This is a genomic window from Burkholderia sp. BCC1999 (genome assembly GCF_905339975.1).
In the GTDB taxonomy this organism is placed as follows: domain Bacteria; phylum Pseudomonadota; class Gammaproteobacteria; order Burkholderiales; family Burkholderiaceae; genus Burkholderia.
The window spans coordinates 1-23,119 of record NZ_CAJPHP010000027.1 but is presented as its reverse complement, the minus strand read 5'-3'; the positions used below and the strand labels follow the sequence as shown (position 1 = coordinate 23,119).

Below are 23,119 nucleotides of genomic sequence, written 5' to 3'. Positions count from 1 at the left end.
CGCTTACTGCGGGCCCATCTTCTTGATCAGCACGTCGAGCTCGGCCGCTTCGGCTTCGGTGAGGTCGATGAGCGGCGCACGCACCGGGCCCGCGTCGTGACCGACGAGCTTCGCGCCCGCCTTCACGATGCTGACCGCATAGCCCGCGCGGCGGTTGCGGATCTTCAGGTACGGCAGGAAGAAGTCGTCGATCAGGCGGCCGACCGTCGCGTGGTCGTCCTTCGCGATCGCTTCGTAGAAGTCCATCGCCGTCTTCGGGATGAAGTTGAACACGGCCGACGAGTACACCGGCACGCCGAGCGCCTTGTACGCGGCCGCATAGACTTCCGCCGTCGGCAGGCCGCCGAGGTAGGCGAAGCGGTCGCCGAGGCGGCGGCGGATCGTGACCATGCTCTCGATTTCGCCGACACCGTCCTTGAAGCCGATCAGGTTCGGGCAACGGTCGGCGAGGCGCTCGAGCATGTCGGCGTTCAGCTTCGAATTCGCGCGGTTGTACACCACGACGCCGATCTTCAGCGCGCGGCACACCTGCTCGACGTGATCGGCGATCCCTTCCTGGCTTGCTTCGGTCAGGTAGTGCGGCATCAGCAGCACGCCGCTCGCGCCGAGGCGCTCGGCTTCCTGCGCATACTCGATTGCGACGCGCGTTGCGCCGCCCGCGCCGGCGAGGATCGGCACCTTGCCCTTGCAGGTTTCCGTCGCGACGCGGATCACGTCCGAATACTCGCGCTGCGTGAGCGAGAAGAATTCGCCAGTGCCGCCGGCCGCGAACAGCGCGCTCGCGCCGTACGGCGCGAGCCATTCGAGGCGCTCGGCATAGGTGCTCGGGCGGAAGCTGCCGTCGGCGTCGAAATCCGTCAGCGGAAACGACAGCAGGCCGTGGGAGATGATCTGTTTGAGTTCTTGCGGTGAAGTCATGGTTGGGGTCGTCCGTCTAGCGCGAGTGCTGGGTTCGTCGGGAACGGCATACGAGCCGAATTGGCGATGTCGTTGTATGTCATCGTACAACGGGGGAAGGGGTGGCGCAAGCGGTTTGCTGGTCGTTCAAGGGTAGGGTCTTTCCGGATAAGGGTTTACGCAGCATCGCCGGTTGAGGTTGAATGTCGTATGATGACTAACGATATGGCCGATAGCCCCCAGGAATTGCAATGACTGCTTCCCCTCTCTACATCCGCGTGCACCCGGACGACAACGTCGCGATCGTCGTCAACGACGGCGGCCTGCCCGAAGGTGCGACGTTCGCCGACGGGCTGACGCTGTGCGAAGGCGTGCCGCAGGGGCACAAGGTCGCGCTCGTCGATCTCGCGGCCGGCGACCCGGTCGTCCGCTACAACGTGGTGATCGGCTACGCGCTGACCGACCTGCGGCGCGGCAGCTGGGTCAACGAGCGCACGATGCGCATGCCGGAGCCGCCGGGGCTCGACGACCTGCCGCTCGCGACGCGCGCAGCGCCGCCGCTCGAGCCGCTCGAAGGCTATACGTTCGAAGGTTTCCGCAACGCCGACGGCTCGGTCGGCACGCGCAACATCCTCGCGATCACGACGACCGTGCAGTGCGTGTCGGGCGTCGTCGAGCACGCGGTGAAGCGGATCAAGGACGAACTGCTGCCGCGCTACCCGAACGTCGACGACGTGGTCGGGCTCGAGCACACCTACGGCTGCGGCGTTGCGATCGACGCGCCCGACGCCGACATCCCGATCCGCACGCTGCGCAACATCAGCCTGAATCCGAACTTCGGCGGCGAAGTGATGACCGTGAGCCTCGGCTGCGAGAAGCTGCAGCCCGAGCGCCTGCTGCCGCCGGGCGCGATTCCGGTGACCGCCGACGGCGCGGCCGACAACGGCGGCGTCGTGTGCCTGCAGGATGCCGCGCACGTCGGTTTCAACTCGATGATCGACTCGATCATGAAGATGGCCGAATCGCATCTCGAGCGCCTGAACCGCCGCCGCCGCGAGACGTGCCCGGCATCGGATCTCGTCGTCGGCGTGCAGTGCGGCGGCAGCGATGCGTTCTCGGGGCTGACTGCCAATCCGGCCGTCGGCTTCGCGGCCGACCTGCTGGTGCGGGCAGGCGCGACGATCATGTTCTCGGAAGTGACCGAAGTGCGCGACGGCGTCGCGCAGCTCACGTCGCGTGCGGCGAACGAGGACGTTGCACGCGAGATCATCCGCGAGATGGACTGGTACGACCGCTATCTGGAGCGCGGCCGCGTCGACCGCAGTGCGAACACGACGCCCGGCAACAAGAAGGGCGGCCTGTCGAACATCGTCGAGAAGGCGATGGGGTCGATCGTGAAGTCGGGCAGCGCGCCGATCGCGGGCGTCGTGCGTCCCGGCGATCGTGCGCGGCAGAAGGGGTTGCTGTACGCGGCGACGCCCGCGAGCGATTTCATCTGCGGCACGCTGCAGCTCGCGGCGGGGATGAACCTGCACATCTTCACGACCGGCCGCGGTACGCCGTACGGCCTCGCGCAGGTGCCGGTGATCAAGGTCGCGACGCGCAGCGATCTCGCGCGCCGCTGGCACGACCTGATGGATCTCGATGCGGGGCAGATCGCGACCGGCGCGGCGACGATCGAGGACACGGGCTGGGAGCTGTTCCGGCTGATGCTCGACGTCGCGAGCGGCAAGCGCCGCACGTGGGCCGAGCAATGGAAGCTCGCGAATGCGCTGACGCTGTTCAATCCGGCGCCGGTGACCTGACCCGCGCGGGCGTGGCTGGCAAGACGATGCGGGCGCTTTCGGGCGCCCGTTTTCATTGCGGCGGCGCAGGCGTGCCGGTCGTGGCCGGTGCGATTTCCTTACCTGTCACGTAATCGACCGCCCGCGCGAGACCGGCGACGATGACTGCACGCGAATACGAAACACGCAACGTTCGCGACCTCGCCCCCTCATCGACACAAGGAGCCTCGCCATGAACACCGCCCAGTCCGCTTCGTCCGTTCACGCCGATTTGATCGACCGCTACTTCGACGCATGGAACGAATCCGACGTCGCGCGCCGCCGCGCGCTGATCGATGCGACCTACGCGAGCGACGCGGCGTATCGCGATCCGCTGATGGCTGGTGACGGCCACGCGGGCATCGACACGATGATCGCGGCCGTGCAGGAACGCTTCCCTGCATACCGTTTTCACCGCACGACCGACGTCGACGCGTTCGACCAGCACCTGCGGTTCTCGTGGGCGCTCGTGTCGCCCGACGGCGCGGCGATCGTGAAGGGTTCGGACTTCGGCACCGTCGACGCATCGGGCCGCCTCGCGACGGTCACGGGTTTCATCGACGAAATGCCGGCCGCAGCGTCGTGACGCGAGCGGTGCGTGCACAACTGCCGCCGGGATCGGGTAACGTTATGCGGTTTGTTCCTGATCCCGGAGACTAGCCGACATGCTGAAGAATCTCGACCCGCTGCTGCACGCCGACATCCTGCACACGCTGCGCGCGATGGGCCACGGCGACGACATTGCGATCTGCGACGCGAATTTCCCGGCGGAATCCGTCGCGGAGCATACGGTGGTCGGCCGCGCGCTGCGGATCGACGGCGCCGATTCGGCGCGCGTCGCGCGCGCGGTGCTGTCCGTGCTGCCGCTCGATACGTTCGTCGACACGCCGGCATGGCGGATGGAGGTCGTCGGCGACGCGGCCGCGGTGCCGCCCGTGCAGCGCGAGGTGCAGGCCGAGATCGATCGCGCGGAAGGGCGTGCGGTGCCGCTCGCGGGCATCGACCGATTCGCGTTCTACGAGCGCGCGCAGCAGGCCTACGCGGTGATCGTCACCGGCGAGTTGCGCGGCTACGGCTGCTTCATCTTCAAGAAAGGCGTGTTGTTGAGCGACGCGGGCTAAACGCGGCTTTTGCCGCTTTTTCGTGGCGCTGCCGGCGGGCCGTGCCGCCGCCGCCGTGTAAAGATTTGCTACAACCTTTTTCTTGGACACGGCCGAAAGACCCTCTATGCTGGCCCATTTGCCGCGGGCCCCGCAGGGCCGTGCGGCGCCGAGCCGGATGGGCGCGCCCCGTGCGGCCGGCCGAATTGCATACGAGGAGAGAGGCATGACGCGTTCCGTCGATTCCGGCGTCATTTTTTTCGCACGCCTGGCGCTGGCGGCGTTGTTCCTGTGGGGCGGCGTGATGAAGCTGCTCGGCTACAGCGATTTCGTTGGCTACCTGCACGGGCTGAACGTGCCCTATCCGCAGGTGATCGGGCCGATCGTCGTCGCGATCGAGGCGCTCGGCGGGCTGCTGCTGATCGTCGGCTACAAGGTGAAGCCGCTGGCGCTGCTGATGGCGTTCTATACGGTCGCGACCGCAATGGTTGGACACAATTTCTGGGACGCGACCGACGCTGCGGTCCAGCACGACATGGTGATCCATTTCTGGAAGAACATCGCGATCGCCGGAGGGTTCCTGCTGCTGTACGTGACCGGCGCCGGCGGCGCGAGTATCGATGGCCTGCGCCGGCCGAGTTCGTCGTACGGCGGCCTGCGCTGATCGCACGCGCACCGTTACGCTGAAGCAAAAAGAAAAGGGCCGAATCCCGCGGGATTCGGCCCTTTGTTCATGGTACGGGCGCCGGCGCCGGCGTTCCGCTCAGTGTGCGTCCTTCACGTCCTTCGCATCCTTCGAGAACTGCACGGCGATCGCGCCGAGTACGCAGATCGCCGCGACGTACACGACCGGCGCGAGCGGATTCGACTTCATCATCAGCGACACGATCACCGGTGTGAGACCGCCGAAGATCGCGTAGGCGACGTTGTACGAGAACGAGATGCCCGAGAAGCGCACGACGGCCGGGAAGCTCTTGACCATCACGAACGGCACCGCGCCGATCGTGCCGACCATGAAGCCCGCGATTCCGTAGTAGAGCGGCAGCGTCGATGCGTCGGCCGCGACCTGCACGAACAGCAGGTAGTAGCACGCGGCGAGCCCGAGGCCGCCGATGGCGAGCACGCGCTTCGCGCCGATCCAGCCCGCGAGCGAACCCGCGGTGATGCAGCCGACCGTCAGGCACAGCGTCGCGACGCTGTTCGCGAACAGTGTCGTCGCGGGCGTCAGGTGGAACTGCTTCTGCAGCAGCGCGGGCGTCATCAGGATCACGACGACGATCGCGGCCGACAGCATCCACGTGAGCAGCATCGACACGATCACCGCGCGGCCGTGGTCGCGCAGCACGGCCTTCAGCGGAATCTCGGCCGCGAGCGCCTTCTTCGCCTTCATCTCGGCGAACACCGGCGTTTCGTGCAGCCAGCGGCGCAGGTACACGGAGAACAGCCCGAACACACCGCCCAGCAGGAACGGGATGCGCCACGCGAACGCGCCGACTTCGGCGGCCGAGTAGCGGCTGTTGATGCCGGCGGCGACGAGCGAGCCGAGCAGGATGCCGGCCGTGAGGCCCGCCGTCAGCGTGCCGCATGCATAGCCGATGTGGCGCGACGGCACGTGCTCGGACACGAACACCCACGCGCCCGGCACTTCGCCGCCGACGGCCGCGCCCTGCAGCACGCGGAACAGCAGCAGCAACACCGGTGCGAGGATGCCGATCGAGTCGTAGGTCGGCAGCAGGCCCATCAGCAGTGTCGGCACCGACATCATCAGCACGCTCAGCGTGAACATCCGCTTGCGGCCGAACAGGTCGCCGAAGTGCGCCATGATCACGCCGCCGAGCGGGCGCGCGAGATAGCCGGCCGCGAAGATGCCGAACGTCTGCAACTGGCGCAGCCAGTCGGGAATGTCGTGCGGGAAGAACAGTTGCCCAATCGCCGGCGCGAAGAACACGAAGATGATGAAGTCGTAGAACTCGAGGGCGCCGCCGAGTGCGGCGAGGCCAAGGGTCTTGTAGTCGCTGCGCGTGAGCGCGCGTTCGGCGGCGCGAGGCACGCCGCTCAATTCGGAAGCTTGCATGGTCAGGACGATCGGTTTTCGAATGTTGTTGTCGGTGCTGCGTCTCCAGGGCCCGCTATCGGCATGGACTGACAAGGCGCGGCTTGCGTCGTCGAAGCGTGCCGCGTGCCGGGTGAGGCACGAAACACGCGCCGCCGCACCGGGATGGGGCGCGGCGGAGACGAAGCGTCAAAGCGGGTTGGGGGATTCTACAGGAGCGCGAAATGCCTGCGCGCGAGTGCGTGCCGAGGCGGGCTTCGAACCATGCAGCCGAAGCGTGTGCGGCGGGGCGGCCGGTGAGCCGCCCGCGCGCCGTGCGAGAGGGAGGTCGCGGATCAGCCGGCTCAGTTTCCGGCGATCGTATCGACCGGCTTGAACGCGCCGTGCTCGACCTTGTAGATCGTCACCGGCGCATCCCTGAGGTCGCCCTTCGGGTCGTACGCGATGCTCGGGGCCGACACGCCCTTGACCGACACCTTGCCGAGATACGGCGTGTACACCTTCGGATCGGTCGAGTTCGCGTCCTTCATCGCGGTGAGCAGCGCGATCGTGCCGTCATACGAGTATGGCGAGTAGGTGATCACGTCTTCGTTGAAGCGCGCCTTGTAGCGTGCCGCGTAGCCTGAGAAGCCCGGCATCTTTTCCTTCGGCAGCCCGCCCATGTAGACGATCGCGCCTTCGGCCGCTTCGCCGCCGACCTTCAGGAACGTCGGCGAGCGTGACATCTCGCCCGTCACGAATGCCGACTTCATCCCGAGCTGGCGCATCTTGCGGATCATCGGCGACGATTGCGCGTCGCCGCCGCCGTAGAAGATCGCGTCCGGGTTCATCCCCTTGAGGTTGGTCAGGATCGCGGAGAAATCGAGCGCCTTGTCGTTCGTGAAGTCGCGCTTGATGATCGTGCCGCCCGCCGCCTCGACGGCCTTCGCGAATTCGTCGGCGATGCCCTGGCCGTAGGCCGTACGGTCGTCGATGATCGCGATACGCTTGAAGCGCAGCGTCTTCACCGCGTACGTGCCGACGATGCGGCCGGCCTGCGCGTCGCTTGTCAGCAGCCGGTAGGTCGTCTTGTAGCCGCGCGCCGTGTATTGCGGCGACGTCGCCATCGAGATCTGCGGCAGCCCGGCGCGATCGTACAGGTCGGAGGCCGGAATGCTGGTGCCCGAGTTGAAGTGGCCGATGATCCCGCGGACGTTGTCGTCGATCAGCCGCTGCGCGACGGTCGTGCCGGTGCGCGGGTCGGCCTGGTCGTCCTGCGAGTCGAGCTGGAACGTGACGGGCTTGCCGCCGATCGTCGGATGCGTCGCGTTGAAATCGGCGATCGCGAGCTGCACGCCCTTCTGCATGTCCGTGCCGTAATTCGACTGCGGGCCGGTCAGCGGTGCGGCGAAACCGATCTTGACGACGTCGGCGGCGATGGCGTGCGCGCCCGACAGTGCGCCGGCAACGGCCAGCGCGACGTGCGATACCTTCAGCTTCACTTTCACTTCCCCTTGATGGCGTGGTTGGGCCGCCGCCGGCATGCGGGCCGGCGCCGGTAAACCGGGCGAGACGTATCGGTCGGCAGACCGATGCGATGGCGGTGCAGGTTCGCCGCGTGCCGCCCGCGCTGTGCCGGAATCGGCGTGCGCCACGGCGGATGCGCCGGGCCGTGCGTGCCGATTGCTGCAGCGTCGGGATGTCGTCTCGTGACCGTGAAGCAAAGTCTAGGTAGCGAAAATGCGGGCGTCTTGCGCGTTCGGTGCGCAGCCGGCGACGATATCGGCATATCGTCGATAACCCTGATATATGCCGAAATCGTCACGCCGAATGCGCAATCGCGCCAAGACGCGGGGCGTCCGCACTTTTTAGGATGGTGGATTCGGCGGCGTGTTGCCTGTACGCCGGCGCGGCACGCCGGCAGCAAGCGAAGGCGTAACCGTGGCCGGTCGCGCATACGTGTCGCAGTGGTTGTGCGCGCAACCTGTATCGCGGACCGATGCTTGCCGATCATGATGTGCGATGCCACTGTCCGTCTGCCTGGCCGTCCAGCATCCGGCGCGCCGCGATCGGAGGGGCGCTTCTATAATCGACGTCATCTGCCACTCGCTTCGCGGTTGCCGGGATGACGACCTTGCTTGCCGTACCGCCCATGAGCCTGTCCGAATCGTTGCGCTACCAGCCCGACAACGCCGATCTCGGCGCGATGCTCGTGCACTTCCGCCTGCTCGAACCGGTGTTCGATGCGCTGCCGGACGTCGCGTTCTTCGTGAAGGATGCGAGCGGCCGCTACGCGATCGTCAACCGCACGCTGGCGATGCGCTGCGGCTACAAGGACAAGCGCGACCTGCTCGGCAAGACCGCCGACGAAGTATTTCCGCGCCGCTTCGGCCGCAGCTATTTCGAGCAGGACATGGCGACGATCAACGCCGGCCAGCAACTGATGGATCAGCTCGAGCTGCACTTGTATCCGGGCCGCCAGCCGGGCTGGTGCCTGACCTGCAAGGAGCCGCTGCGCGACGCCGCGGGCAGGGTGGTCGGCCTCGCGGGCATCTCGCGCGACCTGAAGGCGCACGAGGGATCGCACCCGGCGTACAGCCGGCTCGCCGACGTGGTCCAGCACATCCAGGATCACTACGTGCAGCCGCTGAACCTCAAGCAGCTCGCGCAGATGGCCGGGATGTCGGTCGCGCAGCTCGAACGCTACTTCCACAAGGTGTTCCACCTGACGCCACGTCAAGTGCTGCTGAAGACGCGGCTCGATGCGGCCACCGCGCTGCTCGTCACGCACGACAAGGTCACTGACGTCGCGGCGCTATGCGGCTATACGGATCACAGCGCGTTTACGCGCCAGTTCAAGGCAACGGTCGGCGTGACGCCGACGGAATACCGGTTGATGTTGCAGGAGCGGGCAGGGTGACGCGATTCGCCGGCCGGGCCGGCGCATCGCAGGGATCGGGGGGACTGCGGGGTACTGCAGGAAACGGGGATGCCGTGAAAACGGCGGCTCAGCGGTAGCCGAGCCCTTTCAGGACGGCCGTGCCGTCTTCGGTCAGCCGGAAGCTCGGGGCCGTATCGGGGTCGAGCTTGACCATCTCGACGAGACCGGCTTCCTGCAGCGCAGGCAGTTCGGGTTTGGCGTTTGCGCCGATCGGTGCATGCAGCAGCACGAGCAGCGTCGCGATTTCATGATGACTGAGCAGGCGGCGCAGCATCGTCTTCTTTGCAGGGGGCGCGGCCGGGCGGCCCGCGGGTGCTTCTACGGCGCTCATCGCTTTCCTCCTTTTCGAGATAACCATCGGGTACTGGTTGCGGATGGTGCCGTCGAAGACTTAAGCGATTCTTAAAACCGTGGCGGGCGGCGGGATGCTGCACTGCGGTACGGGTTACGGGATGTAACGCCATGCGCGGCGCGGCTCCCGGCCCGATCGCGGTCAGCCGCGCGGGCTGGTCCGCGGCCGTCTGATTCATCACGATGGTGCGCGCGGGATGCGGCCCTTTTCATCAATGGCGGATCCCGTCCACGGTTCGGCCCGCGATGCCCGATTCGCTTCCTTCCCTTATTTCCTGCGCTGCGCTTGCGCGGCGAGCCGCACGGCCGCGTTCGTCGCGCCGTAGCCGTCGTATCCGCCGCGCCGCTCGACGATTTCGAGCGAGAAGCGGTTGTCGACCAGTTCCGTATACGCGTGCAGGAATTCGCCGCCGTGCTCGTCGCGGTCATACAGCAGGTGGTGCGCGCTCAGCGTGTCGATCAGCTCGTCCGGCAGCGCGTAACGCGCGGCGAGATCGTCGTAGTAATTGGGCGGAATGCGCAGGAACGGTACGCCGTCGGCCGCGAACGCCGCAACCGTCTTCACGATGTCGTCCGTGCGGAACGCGACGTGGTTCAGCCCCGTGCCGTGATACCGGTCGAGCGATTCGGCGACGGCCGTATGACGGTCGACCGACGCGTTCAGCGCGATCCGCACCGAGCCGTCGGCGCTGCGCACCGCGCGGCTGCGCATCAGTCCGTACGGGTCGGGCACGAGCCAGCTGCGCTCGGCCTCGAAGCCGAATGCCGTCTTGAAGAACAGGATCCACGTGTCGAGCGCGTCGGCCGGCAGCGCGAGGCACACATGGTCGATGCCCGTCAGCGGACCGACTTCGCTCGGGCCGTCGATGTCGGTCAGCACGAAGTCCGATTCATACAGCGTCGGCGCGTTCGGCGCTTCATCGACGAAATACTCGAGGCTGCCGTCCGGCGCCTTTACGCTCGGCAGCACGCGTTCGCTCGGCCCGACGCGGCCGGAGAACGGCGCATAACCGAAGCCGGCCGCGCGCTCGAACGCCACTTCCGCGTCGTCGACGCGGAATGCCGACGCACACAGCGACAGCCCGTGCTGCTGGAAGAAAGCGTCGGCGAACGAGTCGCGCTCCGCGTTCAGCACGATCGACGCGGCGCCGTGCTGGAACAGCGTCACGTCCTTCGAGCGATGCCGGCCGGCGAGCCGGAAGCGCATCCGGCCGAGCCATTCGCCGACGGTTGCCGCCGCCTGCGCGTCCACCGCGAATTCGATGAACTGGAACCCGACGTGCGCGGGCGGCGCCGGCGGCGCGAACAGCGGCTGGCCGGCGGCCGGCGCGCGGCCGTCCTGCGCGAGCCGCTCGCGCGTCAGTTCTTCCAGATAGAGCAGCGAGCGATGGCCGTCGGCGGCGGTGGCCGTGGTCGGCGCGGCGCGGAAGCCGTCGTTGAAGATCTCCAGCGACAGCGGCCCCGTGTAGCCCGACTCGATCACCCGCGCGGTGAAGCGCGCGAGGTCGAAATCGCCCTGGCCCGGGAACGAGCGGTAGTGGCGGCTCCATTCGAGCACGTCCATCGCGAGCTTCGGCGCGTCGGCGATCTGCACGAACGCGATCCGGTCGCCGGGGATGTCGGCGATCGCGTCCGGCGAATCGTCGAGCGACAGCGTATGGAAGCTGTCGAGCGCAAGGCCGAGGTGCGGACTGTTCACGGCATTCACGAGTTTCCACGCATGGCCGTACCGCTTCACGACGCGGCCCCAGGCGAGCGCTTCGTACGCGGCGACCACGCCGGCCTGCCGCGCCGCTTCGGCGAGTACGCCGAGCTGGTCGACGAGCAGCCCGTCGTCCGCGATCGTGTCGGCCGACACATTGCTGCAGACGAGGATGCGGTCGGTGCCGAGCGCGTGCATCACGTCGAACTTGCGTTTGATCCGGTCGAGGTTGCGCGCGAGCTGGGCCGCGCTGACGCCCTCGAAGTCGCGAAACGGCTGGAACAGCACGATGTCGAGGCCGAGGTCGGCGGCCATGCGCCGGACGTCCGCCGGCGATCCGTCGAAGTAGACGAGGTCGTTTTCGAAGATTTCGACGCCGTCGAAGCCCGCGGCCTGGATGGCGGCGAGTTTCTCGGCTAGCGTGCCGGACAGTGACACGGTGGCGATCGAGCGCTGCATGGCGATTCCTGCGGATGAGCGGGGCATGGCGTCGGTCGAACCGGCCCTGAATGAACCAGTCGTTGAGTTCCGGGCGAACGCCATATCCCGAATTTACTGGGGTAGTGGCGTGTATTGTACAAACTAACTAGGTGGTACAAATTAGCGAAAACCCGAAAAGACAGCGCGCTTTCACGGGCGCACACTAGCGCCAAATTCCGATGTCTTCGGGGCGAGGCCGGTCACGGTCCGCCCCTGTTTTAGGAGCAGAATCACCATGAGCAAGCACAAGGTGCTGGTGCTGAACGGCCCGAACCTGAACCTGCTGGGGACGCGCGAGCCCCATATCTACGGCGCGGAAACGCTCGCCGACGTCGAGCAGCGCTGCCGTACGGCGGCCGAAGCGCTCGGGCTGGAAATCGAGTTCCGCCAGTCGAACGCCGAGCATCAGCTGATCGACTGGCTGCATGCCGCGCGCCTCGACGCGGACGGCATCGTGATCAACCCGGCTGCCTATACGCATACGTCGGTCGCGCTGGCCGACGCGCTTTCCGCGATCGCGAAGCCGGTGATCGAAGTCCATATTTCGAACGTGCATCGCCGCGAGGCGTTCCGCCACCATTCCTATGTGTCGGCGGTTGCCGAAGCCGTGATCTGCGGCTGCGGCACCGAAGGCTACGTGTTCGCGCTGCAGCGTCTGGCGACGCTGTTTGCGCAGGGAGCCGCACGATGAGCCGCCCGTCGTTTCTGATCGGCCTGATCGGCCAGGGCATCGGCGGTTCGCTGTCGCCCGCGATGCACGAGGAAGAAGGATTCCGCCAGGGGTTCGGCTACGTGTACCGGCGCATCGATCTCGACGCGCTCGGCGTGACCGTCGACGCACTGCCGCAACTGCTCGATGCCGCCCAGCGGATGGGCTACAACGGGCTGAACATCACGCATCCGTGCAAGCAGCGCGTGATCGAACACCTCGACGCGTTGTCGGACGACGCGCGCGCGCTCGGCGCGGTGAACACCGTGCTGTTCAAGGACGGCAAGCGGATCGGGCACAACACCGACTGGTCGGGTTTTGCGAAATCGTTTCGCCGCGGGTTGCCCGACGCCAGGCTCGACAGCATCGTCCAGCTCGGCGCGGGCGGCGCCGGTGCGGCCGTGGCGCACGCGGCGCTGCAGATGGGCGCGGCCGAACTGACGATTTTCGATGTCCACGGCACGCGTGCCGCCGCGCTCGCGGCCGAACTGCAGCAGCGTTTCCCCGCCGCGCGGGTCGTGCCGGGCGGCGATCTCGCTGCCGCGATGCGCGCCGCGACGGGCCTGATCCACGCCACGCCGACCGGCATGGCCAAGCATCCGGGTCTGCCGCTGCCGGCCGAGCTGCTCCACGCGGGCATGTGGGTGGCCGACATCGTGTATTTCCCGCTCGAAACCGAACTGATCCACGCCGCGCGCGCGGCCGGCTGCGCCACGCTGCCGGGCGGCGGGATGGCCGTCTACCAGGCCGTCGACGCGTTCGAGATCTTCACCGGACGCACGCCCGACGCCGAGCGGATGTTCGATCACTTTCAGTCGCTCGTCGCGCGCTGACCCCTTACAGAAAGAGACCAGGAGACGACCATGCAGCACACCACCCACACGAGCGCCGCGCCGGCGCAGGCCGGCACGGTCCGGCGCACCTCGGCGCGCTACAAGATTCTCGCGCTGCTCGCGATCGGCACGATGATCAACTATCTCGACCGTACCGTGCTGGGGGTGGCTGCGCCGCAGCTCACCAAGGAGCTCGGCATCAACGCGGCCGTGATGGGCATCATGTTCTCCGCGTTCTCGTGGACGTACGTGGCGGCGCAGGTGCCCGGCGGCCTGTTTCTCGACCGCTTCGGCAGCAAGGTCACCTATTACTGGTCGATGACGCTGTGGTCGCTGTGCACGTTCCTGCAGGGTTTCGTGCCGGGCATCGCGACGCTGCTCGCGTGCCGCCTCGGGCTCGGCGTCGCTGAAGCGCCGTGCTTCCCGACCAATAGCCGCGTCGTCGCGACGTGGTTCCCGCAGAACGAACGCGCGATGGCGACGGGCACCTATACCGTCGGCGAGTACATCGGCCTCGCGTTCTTCAGCCCGGTGCTGTTCGCGCTGATGGGTGCGTTCGGCTGGCGCTCGCTGTTCTGGGTCGTCGGTGCGGTGGGCATCGTGTTCGGCCTGGTCTGGTGGAAGTTCTATCACGAGCCGCGCAACCATCCGGGCGCGAACTCGGAGGAGCTTGCGTATATCGAGGCGGGCGGCGGTCTCGTGCACGGCGCGCGCAAGGACGGCGAAAAAGGCGGCAAGGGCGAGCAGAAGTCGTTCAGCTGGGCGATGGCCGGCAAACTGCTGAAGAAGCGCCAGCTCGCGGGCATCTGCCTCGGCCAGTTCGCCGGCAATTCGACGCTCGTGTTCTTCCTGACCTGGTTCCCGACCTACCTCGCCACCGAGCGCCACATGGGCTGGCTGAAGATCGGTTTCTTCGCGGTGATGCCGTTCATCGCCGCGTCGGTCGGCGTGATGTTCGGCGGGATCTTCTCCGACTGGCTGCTGCGCCGCGGCAAGTCCGCGAACCTCGCGCGCAAGCTGCCGATCATCGCGGGCCTGCTGCTCGCGTCGACGATCATTCTCGCGAACTACGTGAAGAGCAACGAAGCCGTGATCGCGATCATGTCGGTTGCCTTCTTCGCGCAGGGGATGGCCGCGCTCGGCTGGACGCTCGTGTCGGACATCGCGCCGGATGGCCTGCTCGGCGTGACCGGCGGCATCTTCAACTTCGCGGCGAACCTCGCGGGCATCGTCACGCCGCTGGTCGTCGGTTTCATCGTCGCGTCGACCGGCTCGTTCGTCGGTGCGCTGGTGTTCATCGGCGTGATCGCGCTGGTCGGTGCGCTGTCGTACATCTTCGTCGTCGGCGATATCAAGCGGATCGAGCTGTAAGCACTGCCTCCACGCACATCCAGTGCGTTAGCCCGGTGGCCAATCGGCCGCCGGGCTTTTTTGTTTGCACGCGCCGGCGGATTCGCCGGCTGGCGCAGTGCCGCGCTTACGCGCGCTGCACGGCGATGCCGAGCGATTCGACGGCCTGCGCGATCGCCGCGACCGCACGCCGGATATCGCCCGAATCGATCGCGCCGATGCAGCCGACTCGGAACGTCTCGAGCTGCGTGAGCTTGCCCGGATACAGGATGAAGCCTGCGTCGCGCACCGCGTCGTAGAAGCGGCGGAAATCGTAGGCCGGATGGTCGGGCGCATGGAACGTGACGATCACCGGCGCCTGCACGCTCGCGTCGAGGAACGGCACGAAGCCGAGCGCGCGCATCGAGTCGACCAGCGTCCGGCAGTTGTCCACGTAGCGCGCACCACGCGCCGGCTGCCCGCCTTCGGCGAGGTACTGGTCGAGCGCGGCGCGCAGCGCGGCGATCACGTGCGTCGGCGGCGTGAAGCGCCACTGGCCCGTCTTGCGCAGGTACGCGTACTGGTCGTGGAGGTCGAGCGCGAGCGACGGCGAGTTGCCTTCGCACGCGTCGAGCGCGTCGCGCCGCACGATCGCGAACCCCATCCCCGGCACGCCTTCGAGGCATTTGCCGCTCGCCGAGACCAGCGCATCGATGCCGCTGTCCGCGAGCGCGATCGGCAATGCGCCGAACGAGCTCATCGCGTCGACGATCAGCCGCTTGCCGTGGCGCCGGCATGCGGCTGCGATCGCATCGAGCGGATTCAGGATCCCGGCGCTCGTTTCCAGATGCACGAGTGCGACGTGCGTGATGCGCGGCTCGCGCGCGAATGCGGCCTCGACCGCCGCCACGTCGACGGCCGCGTCCTCGCCGAACGGCAACGCGATCGCGTCGATGCCGAGCCGGCCGAGGATCTTCAGGATGCGGGCGCAATACGCGCCGTTGTCGGGCACCAGCACGACGCCGTCGCGCGGCACCAGCGTGCCGAGCGCGGCTTCGACCGAGAACGTGCCGCTGCCCTGCATCGGTACGCACACGTACTCGTCGCCACCTTTCGCGATCGCGACGAGGTCGGCACAAACACTGGCCGTCAGTTGATTGAAAGCGGCATCCCACGAGCCCCAGTCATGTTGCATTGCGTGGCGGGTTGTGGCGGACGTGGTGAGCGGGCCGGGCGTGAGCAGAATCGGGTCGGACATGGCTTTTCTCCAGCAGAGGTCGAACGAAACGCCGGGCGGCATTTCTGAATGACTTGCATGATATTGGCAAAATGTGTCATTTTTTGGAAATTGTGGCATTCGTCACGGGTTTGTCATCGAACGCTGTGATCCTTCGGTTGCCGCGCGAAACCAACCGCAGCGCGGCGGCGAGGCGGGCCGTCGATCGGCCTGCCCGGAGATAACAGGAGAGCCGGATCGTGCCCCGGCCGTTTGGTGTTCCGCCTACGGAGAAGTGAGATGACACTGCAGAATTCCTCGCGCGCCGCTGCCGGCGCGTTCCGCAAGCTTGCGCTGGCCGCCAGCGTCGCCGGCCTGATGGGCGCCGCGTTGCCCGCGCATGCGGCGAGCGCGGTCGTGCTGTATACGGCGGACGGTCTCGAGAACCTCTATCGCGATGTGCTGCCGGCCTTCGAGAAGAAGGAAGGCGTCAAGGTCAACATCGTGACGGCAGGTAGCGGCGAGGTCGTGAACCGCGCGAACATCGAGAAGAATTCGCCGAAGGCCGACGTGATCGTCACGCTGCCGCCGTTCATCCAGCAAGCCGGCCAGATGGGCCTGCTGCAGCCGTACCAGAGCGTGAACTACAAGAACGTGCCGGCCATCGCGAAGGCGGAAGACGGCACGTGGGCGACCTTCGTGAACAACTACTTCTCGTTCGCGATCAACCCGGACGTCGTGAAGAACCAGCCGAAGACGTTCGCCGACCTGCTGTCGCCGGCCTACGCCGGCAAGGTCGCGTACTCGAACCCGGCCACGGCCGGCGACGGGATGGCCGTGCTGATCCTGACGACGTCGCTGATGGGCGAGGACAAGGCGTTCGACTACCTCGCGAAGCTGTCGCAGAGCGTGAAGTTCCACACCAAGGGCACGGGCTACCTGAACGTGCTGCTCTCGCGTAACGAAATCAGCGTCGCGAACGGCGACCTGCAGATGGACCTCGACGACGCCGAACACGGCGCGCTGTCCGTCAAGCCGATCTTCCTGGCGGCGAAGGACGGCGACCAGGCGACCACGTTCCAGCTCCCGTACGGCATCGGCCTGATCAAGAGCGGCCCGAACCAGGACGCCGGCAAGAAGCTGATCGACTACCTGATGTCGACGGACGTGCAGTCGAAGGTGCCCGACATGTACGGCATCCCGGGCCGCACGGACGTGCCGCTGGCCGGCAAGAACGGCGAAGCGGTCAAGAAGGCGATCGCGGGCGTGAAGCTGATCCCGGTCGACTGGACCCAGGTGATGGCGAAGAAACCGGTGTGGATCGAGCGCTGGAAGAAGGACGTGATCGGCAGCTCGGGCAAGCAGCTCGACGTCGTCAAGCCGAAGTGATCGGCGCACGCCGCCTGTATTAGTGAGCAAGAGGATGAACCCGGTGGAAACCACCCTGACCCATCCCGGCGCATTCGGCGCCGCCGAACCGCACGCGACGCTGCGGTCCGGCGCGCCGGGCGGCGTGCAGATCGAACACCTGAGTGTGCGCTACGGCGCACGCACGGTGCTGGAAGATCTGTCGCTGTCGATCGGTGCCGGTGAATTTCTGACCGTGCTCGGCAAGAGCGGCTGCGGCAAGACCACGCTGCTGCGCTTCATCGCCGGGTTCGTGAAGGCCGACGGCCTGACCGGCACGCTGACCGTTGCCGGACGTGACCTGACCTATGCGCCGCCGCACAAGCGCAACCTCGGTCTGCTGTTCCAGAATTACGCGCTGTTCCCGCACCTGTCGGTGTTCGAGAACGTCGCATTCGGGCTGCGCGCACGCGGCATGGCGTCGTCGGAAGTGACACGCCGCGTCGCCGACGCGCTGAAGCTCGTGCAGCTCGGCGATGCGGGCCATCATCTGCCCGCGCAGCTGTCGGGCGGGATGCAGCAGCGCGTCGCGCTGGCGCGCGCGCTCGTGATCGAGCCGGACGTGCTGCTGCTCGACGAGCCGCTGTCGGCGCTCGACGCCAACCTGCGCGCCTCGGTGCGCAGCGAACTGAAGGCGCTGCACGAGCGCTTGCCGAACCTGACCGTTGTCTGCGTGACGCACGACCGCGACGACGCCCTCGTGCTGTCCGACCGCGCGCTGCTGATGCGCGACGGCCACATCGCGCAGCTCGGCACGCCGCAGCAGTTGTACGACGCGCCGCAGGACGGCTACGTCGCACGCTATCTCGGCCCGGCGAACCTGCTGCCGCCGCATGTGATCTTCCCGCTCGGCGATCCGCGCCACGACGTGCGCGGCAAGGTCGCGTGCGTGCGCCCCGAGCGCCTGACCGTGATGCCGCCGGCGGCCGGCGGCCTGCACGGCACGGTGGCGTCGGTCGAATGGCAGGGCGCGGACCTGTCGATCGCGGTCGTGATCGATGCGGCGCCCGACGAACCCGTGCGCGTCACGATGCAACGCGGCCGCGGCGCGGCCCCCGAGCGCGGTGCGCGCGTGTCCCTGCAATGCGAGGCAGACGATGTCGTCCTTATCGAGCCCTGAAGCCGGCCTGCCGCCGCACGTGCTCGCGTCGGCCGCCGCGCACGCTGCCGCCGCGCGGCGGCGCAAGCGCATGGGCGACCTGCACCTGGCCGCGCTCGCGATCGTCGTGCTCGGCCCGCTCGTCGTCTATCCGCTGGTGCGGCTCGTGCTGCTGAGCGTGTCGGGCGATCACGGGCTGAGTTTTGCCGCGTACCGTACCTTCTTCGGCAACCCCGACACGCGCAGCGTGCTGATGACGACGCTCGGCGTGCTGTTCGCGAGCGCCGGCACCGCGTCGGTGCTCGGCGTGCTGCTGGCCGCGCTGCTGTTCTTCAAGCCGTTCCCGGGCGCATCGCTCGTCACGCGCTTCCTGGAGCTGTACGTCGCGTTCCCGTCGTTCCTCGTCGCGTTCACGCTGATCTTCCTGTACGGCTCGCAAGGGTCGATCAGCATCGCGCTGCAGCACCTGTTCCATCTCGAGAACCCGCCGCTCGATTTCCTGTTCGGCATCGGCGGCGTGATTCTCGCGCAGACCGTGTTCTATACGCCGTTCGTCGTGCGGCCGACGCTCGCGTCGTTCGCGACGCTCGACCTGCGTCTGATCGAAGCCGCGCGCAGCCTCGGCGCGCCCGGCTGGATGCTCGCGCGTCGCGTCGTGCTGCCGATCGCGTGGCCGGGTATCGCCGCCGGCACCGTGCTGTGCTTTCTGCTGACGCTGAACGAGTTCGGGATTCTGCTCGTGCTCGGCAGCGCGCGGCTCGTCACGCTGCCGGTCGCGATCTACAGCAGCGCGACCGTCGATCTCGACTTGCCGACCGCGTCGGCCGGCGCGGTCGTGATGCTGGCGTTGTCGCTGGCGCTATATGCGGTTTATCGCCGGGTGAACCGGCGTGCGACGGGAGGGAACGATGTCCGCTGAATTTCATATCGGGCAAGCCGTGCCGCGCCACCAGATCGGCTGGAGCGACGCGCTGCTCAAGCATGCGTCGCGTGCCGCGCTCGCGCTGGCCGCATTCGCATGCTTCTGGTTGTTCGTGCTGCCGGTCGTCGTCGTCGCGCTGTCGAGCGTGTCGACCCAGTGGTCGGGCACGATCTTGCCGGCCGGCTACAGCCTGCGCTGGTTCGAACGGCTCGGGTCGCCGGAGTACGACGCGCTGCTGACGAGCCTCGAAATCGGCTTCGGCGTATCGGCGATCGGCACGATCCTCGGGCTGTGGCTCGCGCTGGCGCTCGAAGGGCGCGACCGGCGTGGCCTCGGCGCAGTGGTCGACGCGCTCGTGATGGTGCCGAACGGTGTGCCGAGCGTCGTGCTCGGGCTCGCGGTGCTGATCGCGTATCACCAGAAGCCGCTCGACCTGTCGAGCTCGGCGGCGATCGTCGTGCTCGTGCAGCTCGCGCTGATCCTGCCGTTCTGCTATCGCTGCGCGGCCGCCGCGTTGCGTCCGGAACTGACCGTGCTGCGCGAAGCCGCGGCGAGCCTCGGTGCGCCGCCCGCGATGGTGCTGCGCCGCGTGCTGCTGCCGCAGCTCGTGCCGGCGCTGCGCGCGAGCCTCGCACTCGGCTTCGCGTTGTCGCTCGGCGAGCTCGGCGCGACGCTGACGGTGTATCCGCCGGGCTTCGCGACGGTGCCGATCGTCGTGATCGGCCAGGTGGAGCGCGGTTACTACCTTCCGGCATCGGCGCTGTCGCTGCTGATGCTCGGCGCGTCGCTCGCGGCGCTGCTGCTGATCGCTGCGCGCGTGCCGCGCGGCAAGCGGGCGGCATCATGAACGCCGCGTTCGCATTGCGCCAATCCGGTGACGCGTCGGCGGCCGGCACCTCGACGGGGCTTGCGGGTCGCTCGGTCGACGTCAACGGCCGGCACTACCGGCTGCCGGTCGAGCCGACCGTCGTCGTCTGCGTCGACGGCTGCGAGTACGACTATCTCGAACGGGCAGTGGAAGCGGGCGTCGCGCCGTTCATCGGCCGGATGATTGCGGAAGGCACGGCGTGGCGCGGCGATTGCGTCGTGCCGACCTTCACCAACCCGAACAACCTGTCGATCGTCTGCGGCGCGCCGCCGTCGGTCCACGGGATCTGCGGCAACTATTTCTGGGATCCGGCCGCCGACGGCGGGCGCGGCGCCGAAGTGATGATGAACGACCCGGCCTACCTGCGGGCCGGCACGCTGCTCGCGGCGGCGTCCGACGCCGGCGCGCGGGTGGCCGTCGTGACCGCGAAGGACAAGCTGCGCCGGCTGCTCGGCTGGCAACTGAACGGCATCTGCTTTTCGGCCGAGAAGGCCGCGCAGGCGAATCTCGCGGAAAACGGGATCGTCGATGTGCTCGACTGGGTCGGCCTGCCGTCGCCGGACGTCTACAGCGCGGCGCTGTCCGAGTTCGTGTTCGCGGCCGGCGTGCGGCTCGCGCAGACGCGCCAGGTCGACCTGATGTATCTGTCGACCACCGACTACGTGCAGCACAAGTGCGAGCCGGGCAGTGCGGGCGCGAACGCGTTCTACGCGATGATGGACGGCTACCTGGCGCAGCTCGACGCGCTCGGCTGGGCGATCGGCCTCACGGCCGACCACGGGATGAACGCGAAGCACGATCCCGCGACGGGCCGTCCAAACGTGATCTATCTGCAGGACGCATTCGACGGCTGGTACGGCGCGCAGGCTGCGCGCGTGATCCTGCCGATCACCGATCCGTACGTCGTGCACCACGGCGCGCTCGGCTCGTTTGCGACGATCTACCTGGCGCCGGGTGTCGACCGGGCCGAAGCGATGTGGCGCGTCGGCGGCCTCGACGGCGTCGAGCTCGTGCTGGACAACGCGGAAGCCGCCGCACGTTTCGAACTGCCGGCCGACCGGATCGGCGATCTCGTCGTGATCGGCCGCCGCGACATGACGCTCGGCACGCGCGAGCGCGAACACGACCTGTCGGGCCTCACGGTGCCGCTGCGTTCGCACGGCGGCGTGTCGGAGCAGGAGGTGCCGCTGCTGTTCAACCGGCGTATCGAGCGGGACGATCCCGCGCGTCGCCCGCGCAACTTCGACGTGTTCGATTTCGTGCTGAACCGGGTCACGACATGATGGCGCATCCCCGGCAAGATCATCCGGCGTTTCGCGCGGAGGCGTTGCGCTGGTGCGGTACACGCGCGACGCGCGAACGCACGCTCGACGTCACGGACCCGTACACGGGCACGCGCGTCGGGACGGTGCCACTTGCGAGCGTCGACGACGTGCGCGCGGCGTTCGACTACGCGATGGCCTACCGGCCGAAGCTCACGCGCTACGAGCGGTCACATATCCTCGAACGTGCGGCCGCGCTGCTGCGCGAACGCACCGAGGAAGCGTCCGACCTGATCACGCTCGAATCGGGGCTGTCGAAGCAGGATTCCCGTTACGAGATCGGTCGTGTCGCCGACGTGCTGAAGTTCGCGGCGATCGAGGCATTGCGCGATGACGCGCAGAGTTTCTCGTGCGACCTGACGCCCCATGGCAAGGCACGGCGCGTGTTTTCGCAGCGGCAGCCGCTCGACGGTGTGATCGTCGCGATCACGCCGTTCAATCATCCGATGAACCAGGTGGCGCACAAGATCGCGCCGGCGATCGCGACCAACAACCGCGTGATCGTGAAGCCTTCGGAGAAGGTGCCGCTGTCCGCGTTCTATCTGGCGAACCTGCTTTACGAAGCCGGGCTGCCCGAGCCGATGCTGCAGGTGCTGACCGGCGACCCGGCCGAGATCGCGGACGAACTCGTCACGCATCCCCATGCGTCGCTGATCACGTTCACGGGCGGTGTGGCGATCGGCAAGGCGATTGCCGCGCGGGCCGGCTACCGCCGCATCGTGCTGGAGCTGGGCGGCAACGATCCGCTGATCGTCCTCGACGACGCCGATCTCGAACGCGCAGCATCGCTGGCGGTGCTCGGCTCGTACCGGAATTCGGGCCAGCGCTGTACGGCCGTCAAGCGGATGCTGGTGCAGCGTTCGATCGCACCCGCATTCACCGAATTGCTCGTCGAGAAGACGCGTGCATGGACGTACGGCGATCCGTTCGATCCCGCAAATGAAATGGGCACGGTGATCGACGAGGCGGCGGCGCGGCTGTTCGAGGCGCGCGTCGAAGAGGCGGTCGCGCAGGGCGCGCGCCTGCTGACCGGCAACGTGCGGCGCGGCGCGCTGTATTCGCCGACCGTGCTCGACAACGTCGATCCGTCGATGACGATCGTGCGCGAGGAGACCTTCGGGCCGGTGTCGCCGGTGATCACGTTCGATACGATCGACGATGCGATCCGGATCAGCAACGGAACGGCGTTCGGGCTGTCGTCGGGGGTGTGTACCGACAGCACGGCGGCGGTCGTGCGGTTCGTGAACGAACTGAACGTCGGCACGGTGAATGTATGGGAAGTGCCCGGATACCGGATCGAGCTGTCGCCGTTCGGCGGGATCAAGGATTCGGGGCTCGGTTACAAGGAAGGCGTTCAGGAGGCGATGAAAAGCTTCACGAACCTGAAGACGTTTTCGCTGCCTTGGGAGTAAGCAGATGGCATTGACGGTGGAAGATATCCACGGGCTGTATCGCGAGCATGGCCATGTGGCCTATAGCGGTGAACCGGTTACGCAGCTCGAGCATGCGTTGCAGAGCGCCTTGCTGGCGGAAGAGGCGGGCGCGGATGAAGCGCTGGTCGCGGCGGCGTTCCTGCACGACCTCGGCCATTTGCTGAATCGCCAGGGCGAGACGCCGAGCGCGCGCGGGATCGACGATCTGCATCAGTATTACGTGCTGCCGTTCCTGCGGCCGCTGTTTTCCGACGCGGTGCTGGAGCCGATCCGGCTGCATGTCGACGCGAAGCGCTGCCTGTGCCGCACGGACGCCGGCTACTTCGAAAGCCTGTCGCCGGACTCGGTGCGCAGTCTCGCGTTGCAGGGCGGCATCTTCAGTGAAGAGGAGACGGCGGCGTTCCTGCAGCGCCCGTTCGCGGAGGACGCACTGCGTCTGCGCCGCTGGGACGACACGGCGAAGGAGGAAGGAAAAGTGACGCCGGATCTCGATCACTATATGGAGATCGTCGCGCGCCAGGTGCGCACGGCCTGACGGTTAAACGGCTTCTGTATAAGGCCCCGCACGCGGCAGCGTGCGGGGCCTTATATTTTTTTGAGAAACCCCTTGCGCGATTGCCGATGGATGCATAGAATCACGCCTCTTTCGCGCTAC

21 protein-coding genes are annotated in these 23,119 nt (G+C 67.3%); 15 read left to right on the top strand and 6 right to left on the bottom strand.

Annotation, left to right across the window (positions count from 1 at the left end; all coding sequences use genetic code 11):
* Positions 1–3 precede the first annotated feature (3 nt).
* The gene (gene kdgD, locus U5809_RS29835; protein WP_282508467.1) at positions 4–918 is read right to left on the bottom strand and encodes a 5-dehydro-4-deoxyglucarate dehydratase; all 915 of its coding nucleotides are present in this window, start codon (positions 916–918) and stop codon (positions 4–6) included.
* Positions 919–1,148: 230 nt separating this feature from the next.
* Between kdgD and garD the strand changes: the two genes are divergently transcribed.
* The 4 genes from garD (at position 1,149) to U5809_RS29815 (ending at position 4,484) form a co-directional block, all read left to right on the top strand.
* Positions 1,149–2,702 carry a galactarate dehydratase gene (gene garD / locus U5809_RS29830; RefSeq protein ID WP_322089128.1) on the top strand — a complete coding sequence of 518 codons (1,554 nt, stop codon included), beginning with the start codon at positions 1,149–1,151 and terminating at the stop codon, positions 2,700–2,702.
* A 211-nt stretch (positions 2,703–2,913) separates the two neighbouring features.
* Positions 2,914–3,306, top strand: a complete 393-nt coding sequence (locus U5809_RS29825; protein WP_322089127.1) for a nuclear transport factor 2 family protein — start codon at positions 2,914–2,916, stop codon at positions 3,304–3,306.
* 79 nt (positions 3,307–3,385) lie between these two features.
* Positions 3,386–3,841 (top strand): RbsD/FucU family protein, encoded by a 456-nt coding sequence (locus tag U5809_RS29820; protein ID WP_322089126.1) that lies wholly within the window; start codon positions 3,386–3,388, stop codon positions 3,839–3,841.
* Positions 3,842–4,046: 205 nt separating this feature from the next.
* Positions 4,047–4,484, top strand: a complete 438-nt coding sequence (locus tag U5809_RS29815) for a DoxX family protein (RefSeq protein WP_176047526.1) — start codon at positions 4,047–4,049, stop codon at positions 4,482–4,484.
* A 99-nt stretch (positions 4,485–4,583) separates the two neighbouring features.
* On the opposite strand, the gene U5809_RS29810 is transcribed toward U5809_RS29815, so the two are convergent.
* Positions 4,584–5,894 carry an MFS transporter gene (locus U5809_RS29810; protein ID WP_282508472.1) on the bottom strand — a complete coding sequence of 437 codons (1,311 nt, stop codon included), beginning with the start codon at positions 5,892–5,894 and terminating at the stop codon, positions 4,584–4,586.
* A 323-nt stretch (positions 5,895–6,217) separates the two neighbouring features.
* On the bottom strand, positions 6,218–7,396 hold the full coding sequence (locus U5809_RS29805; protein WP_415877970.1) for a branched-chain amino acid ABC transporter substrate-binding protein: 1,179 nt from the start codon (positions 7,394–7,396) through the stop codon (positions 6,218–6,220).
* A gap of 581 nt (positions 7,397–7,977) precedes the next feature.
* Between U5809_RS29805 and U5809_RS29800 the strand changes: the two genes are divergently transcribed.
* Complete coding sequence (locus U5809_RS29800; RefSeq protein ID WP_322089125.1) at positions 7,978–8,772, top strand: AraC family transcriptional regulator; 795 nt, start codon at positions 7,978–7,980, stop codon at positions 8,770–8,772.
* Positions 8,773–8,860: 88 nt separating this feature from the next.
* Here U5809_RS29800 and U5809_RS29795 read toward each other — a convergent pair whose 3' ends face one another.
* Both U5809_RS29795 and U5809_RS29790 read right to left on the bottom strand, forming a co-directional pair.
* On the bottom strand, positions 8,861–9,124 hold the full coding sequence (locus U5809_RS29795) for a hypothetical protein (RefSeq protein ID WP_006489463.1): 264 nt from the start codon (positions 9,122–9,124) through the stop codon (positions 8,861–8,863).
* A 288-nt stretch (positions 9,125–9,412) separates the two neighbouring features.
* Positions 9,413–11,305: a bifunctional sugar phosphate isomerase/epimerase/4-hydroxyphenylpyruvate dioxygenase family protein gene (locus U5809_RS29790; protein WP_322089124.1), complete on the bottom strand. Its 1,893-nt coding sequence runs from the start codon at positions 11,303–11,305 to the stop codon at positions 9,413–9,415.
* Positions 11,306–11,561: 256 nt separating this feature from the next.
* Between U5809_RS29790 and aroQ the strand changes: the two genes are divergently transcribed.
* The 3 genes from aroQ to U5809_RS29775 are packed head-to-tail and all read left to right on the top strand — an operon-like array spanning position 11,562 to position 14,239.
* Positions 11,562–12,017, top strand: a complete 456-nt coding sequence (gene aroQ, locus U5809_RS29785) for a type II 3-dehydroquinate dehydratase (protein ID WP_322089123.1) — start codon at positions 11,562–11,564, stop codon at positions 12,015–12,017.
* The gene (locus U5809_RS29780; RefSeq protein ID WP_322089122.1) at positions 12,014–12,868 is read left to right on the top strand and encodes a shikimate dehydrogenase; all 855 of its coding nucleotides are present in this window, start codon (positions 12,014–12,016) and stop codon (positions 12,866–12,868) included. The genes aroQ and U5809_RS29780 overlap by 4 nt, the downstream gene beginning before the upstream one ends.
* 30 nt (positions 12,869–12,898) lie before the next feature.
* Entirely contained in the window at positions 12,899–14,239 is a 1,341-nt protein-coding gene (locus U5809_RS29775; RefSeq protein ID WP_322089121.1) for an MFS transporter, read from the top strand.
* 106 nt (positions 14,240–14,345) lie between these two features.
* On the opposite strand, the gene U5809_RS29770 is transcribed toward U5809_RS29775, so the two are convergent.
* Positions 14,346–15,455 (bottom strand): 2-aminoethylphosphonate--pyruvate transaminase, encoded by a 1,110-nt coding sequence (locus U5809_RS29770; protein ID WP_322089120.1) that lies wholly within the window; start codon positions 15,453–15,455, stop codon positions 14,346–14,348.
* A gap of 258 nt (positions 15,456–15,713) precedes the next feature.
* Between U5809_RS29770 and phnS the strand changes: the two genes are divergently transcribed.
* From phnS to U5809_RS29735, 7 genes are read left to right on the top strand one after another with little or no spacing between them, the layout of a single operon-like run.
* The gene (gene phnS, locus U5809_RS29765) at positions 15,714–16,802 is read left to right on the top strand and encodes a 2-aminoethylphosphonate ABC transporter substrate-binding protein (protein WP_322089119.1); all 1,089 of its coding nucleotides are present in this window, start codon (positions 15,714–15,716) and stop codon (positions 16,800–16,802) included.
* 34 nt (positions 16,803–16,836) lie between these two features.
* Complete coding sequence (gene phnT / locus U5809_RS29760; RefSeq protein WP_176047517.1) at positions 16,837–17,940, top strand: 2-aminoethylphosphonate ABC transport system ATP-binding subunit PhnT; 1,104 nt, start codon at positions 16,837–16,839, stop codon at positions 17,938–17,940.
* A complete protein-coding gene (gene phnU / locus U5809_RS29755) occupies positions 17,918–18,838 on the top strand; it encodes a 2-aminoethylphosphonate ABC transporter permease subunit (RefSeq protein WP_322089118.1) in 921 nt (306 codons plus the stop codon). Before phnT ends, phnU begins: the two co-directional genes overlap by 23 nt.
* A complete protein-coding gene (phnV, locus tag U5809_RS29750; RefSeq protein WP_322089117.1) occupies positions 18,828–19,688 on the top strand; it encodes a 2-aminoethylphosphonate ABC transport system, membrane component PhnV in 861 nt (286 codons plus the stop codon). Before phnU ends, phnV begins: the two co-directional genes overlap by 11 nt.
* Positions 19,685–20,992, top strand: coding sequence for a phosphonoacetate hydrolase (phnA, locus tag U5809_RS29745; RefSeq protein WP_322089116.1), 1,308 nt, complete (start codon positions 19,685–19,687; stop codon positions 20,990–20,992). Before phnV ends, phnA begins: the two co-directional genes overlap by 4 nt.
* Positions 20,989–22,443 carry a phosphonoacetaldehyde dehydrogenase gene (phnY, locus tag U5809_RS29740; RefSeq protein WP_322089115.1) on the top strand — a complete coding sequence of 485 codons (1,455 nt, stop codon included), beginning with the start codon at positions 20,989–20,991 and terminating at the stop codon, positions 22,441–22,443. Before phnA ends, phnY begins: the two co-directional genes overlap by 4 nt.
* Positions 22,444–22,447: 4 nt before the next feature.
* Complete coding sequence (locus tag U5809_RS29735; RefSeq protein ID WP_322089114.1) at positions 22,448–22,999, top strand: phosphonate degradation HD-domain oxygenase; 552 nt, start codon at positions 22,448–22,450, stop codon at positions 22,997–22,999.
* Positions 23,000–23,119 lie beyond the last annotated feature (120 nt).

Excerpts from the sequence above, each read along its gene's own strand:
- garD (WP_322089128.1), top strand. The coding sequence starts at position 1,149 with ATGACTGCTTCCCCTCTCTACATCCGCGTGCACCCGGACGACAACGTC.
- U5809_RS29800 (WP_322089125.1), top strand. The coding sequence starts at position 7,978 with ATGACGACCTTGCTTGCCGTACCGCCCATGAGCCTGTCCGAATCGTTG.
- phnA (WP_322089116.1), top strand. The coding sequence starts at position 19,685 with ATGAACGCCGCGTTCGCATTGCGCCAATCCGGTGACGCGTCGGCGGCC.
- aroQ (WP_322089123.1), top strand. The coding sequence starts at position 11,562 with ATGAGCAAGCACAAGGTGCTGGTGCTGAACGGCCCGAACCTGAACCTG.
- U5809_RS29775 (WP_322089121.1), top strand. The coding sequence starts at position 12,899 with ATGCAGCACACCACCCACACGAGCGCCGCGCCGGCGCAGGCCGGCACG.
- U5809_RS29825 (WP_322089127.1), top strand. The coding sequence starts at position 2,914 with ATGAACACCGCCCAGTCCGCTTCGTCCGTTCACGCCGATTTGATCGAC.
- U5809_RS29780 (WP_322089122.1), top strand. The coding sequence starts at position 12,014 with ATGAGCCGCCCGTCGTTTCTGATCGGCCTGATCGGCCAGGGCATCGGC.
- phnV (WP_322089117.1), top strand. The coding sequence starts at position 18,828 with ATGTCCGCTGAATTTCATATCGGGCAAGCCGTGCCGCGCCACCAGATC.
- U5809_RS29815 (WP_176047526.1), top strand. The coding sequence starts at position 4,047 with ATGACGCGTTCCGTCGATTCCGGCGTCATTTTTTTCGCACGCCTGGCG.
- U5809_RS29805 (WP_415877970.1), bottom strand. The coding sequence starts at position 7,396 with ATGCCGGCGGCGGCCCAACCACGCCATCAAGGGGAAGTGAAAGTGAAG.
- U5809_RS29795 (WP_006489463.1), bottom strand. The coding sequence starts at position 9,124 with ATGAGCGCCGTAGAAGCACCCGCGGGCCGCCCGGCCGCGCCCCCTGCA.
- U5809_RS29790 (WP_322089124.1), bottom strand. The coding sequence starts at position 11,305 with ATGCAGCGCTCGATCGCCACCGTGTCACTGTCCGGCACGCTAGCCGAG.
- U5809_RS29770 (WP_322089120.1), bottom strand. The coding sequence starts at position 15,455 with ATGTCCGACCCGATTCTGCTCACGCCCGGCCCGCTCACCACGTCCGCC.
- U5809_RS29810 (WP_282508472.1), bottom strand. The coding sequence starts at position 5,894 with ATGCAAGCTTCCGAATTGAGCGGCGTGCCTCGCGCCGCCGAACGCGCG.
- phnY (WP_322089115.1), top strand. The coding sequence starts at position 20,989 with ATGATGGCGCATCCCCGGCAAGATCATCCGGCGTTTCGCGCGGAGGCG.
- kdgD (WP_282508467.1), bottom strand. The coding sequence starts at position 918 with ATGACTTCACCGCAAGAACTCAAACAGATCATCTCCCACGGCCTGCTG.
- phnS (WP_322089119.1), top strand. The coding sequence starts at position 15,714 with ATGACACTGCAGAATTCCTCGCGCGCCGCTGCCGGCGCGTTCCGCAAG.
- U5809_RS29735 (WP_322089114.1), top strand. The coding sequence starts at position 22,448 with ATGGCATTGACGGTGGAAGATATCCACGGGCTGTATCGCGAGCATGGC.
- U5809_RS29820 (WP_322089126.1), top strand. The coding sequence starts at position 3,386 with ATGCTGAAGAATCTCGACCCGCTGCTGCACGCCGACATCCTGCACACG.
- phnT (WP_176047517.1), top strand. The coding sequence starts at position 16,837 with ATGAACCCGGTGGAAACCACCCTGACCCATCCCGGCGCATTCGGCGCC.
- phnU (WP_322089118.1), top strand. The coding sequence starts at position 17,918 with ATGTCGTCCTTATCGAGCCCTGAAGCCGGCCTGCCGCCGCACGTGCTC.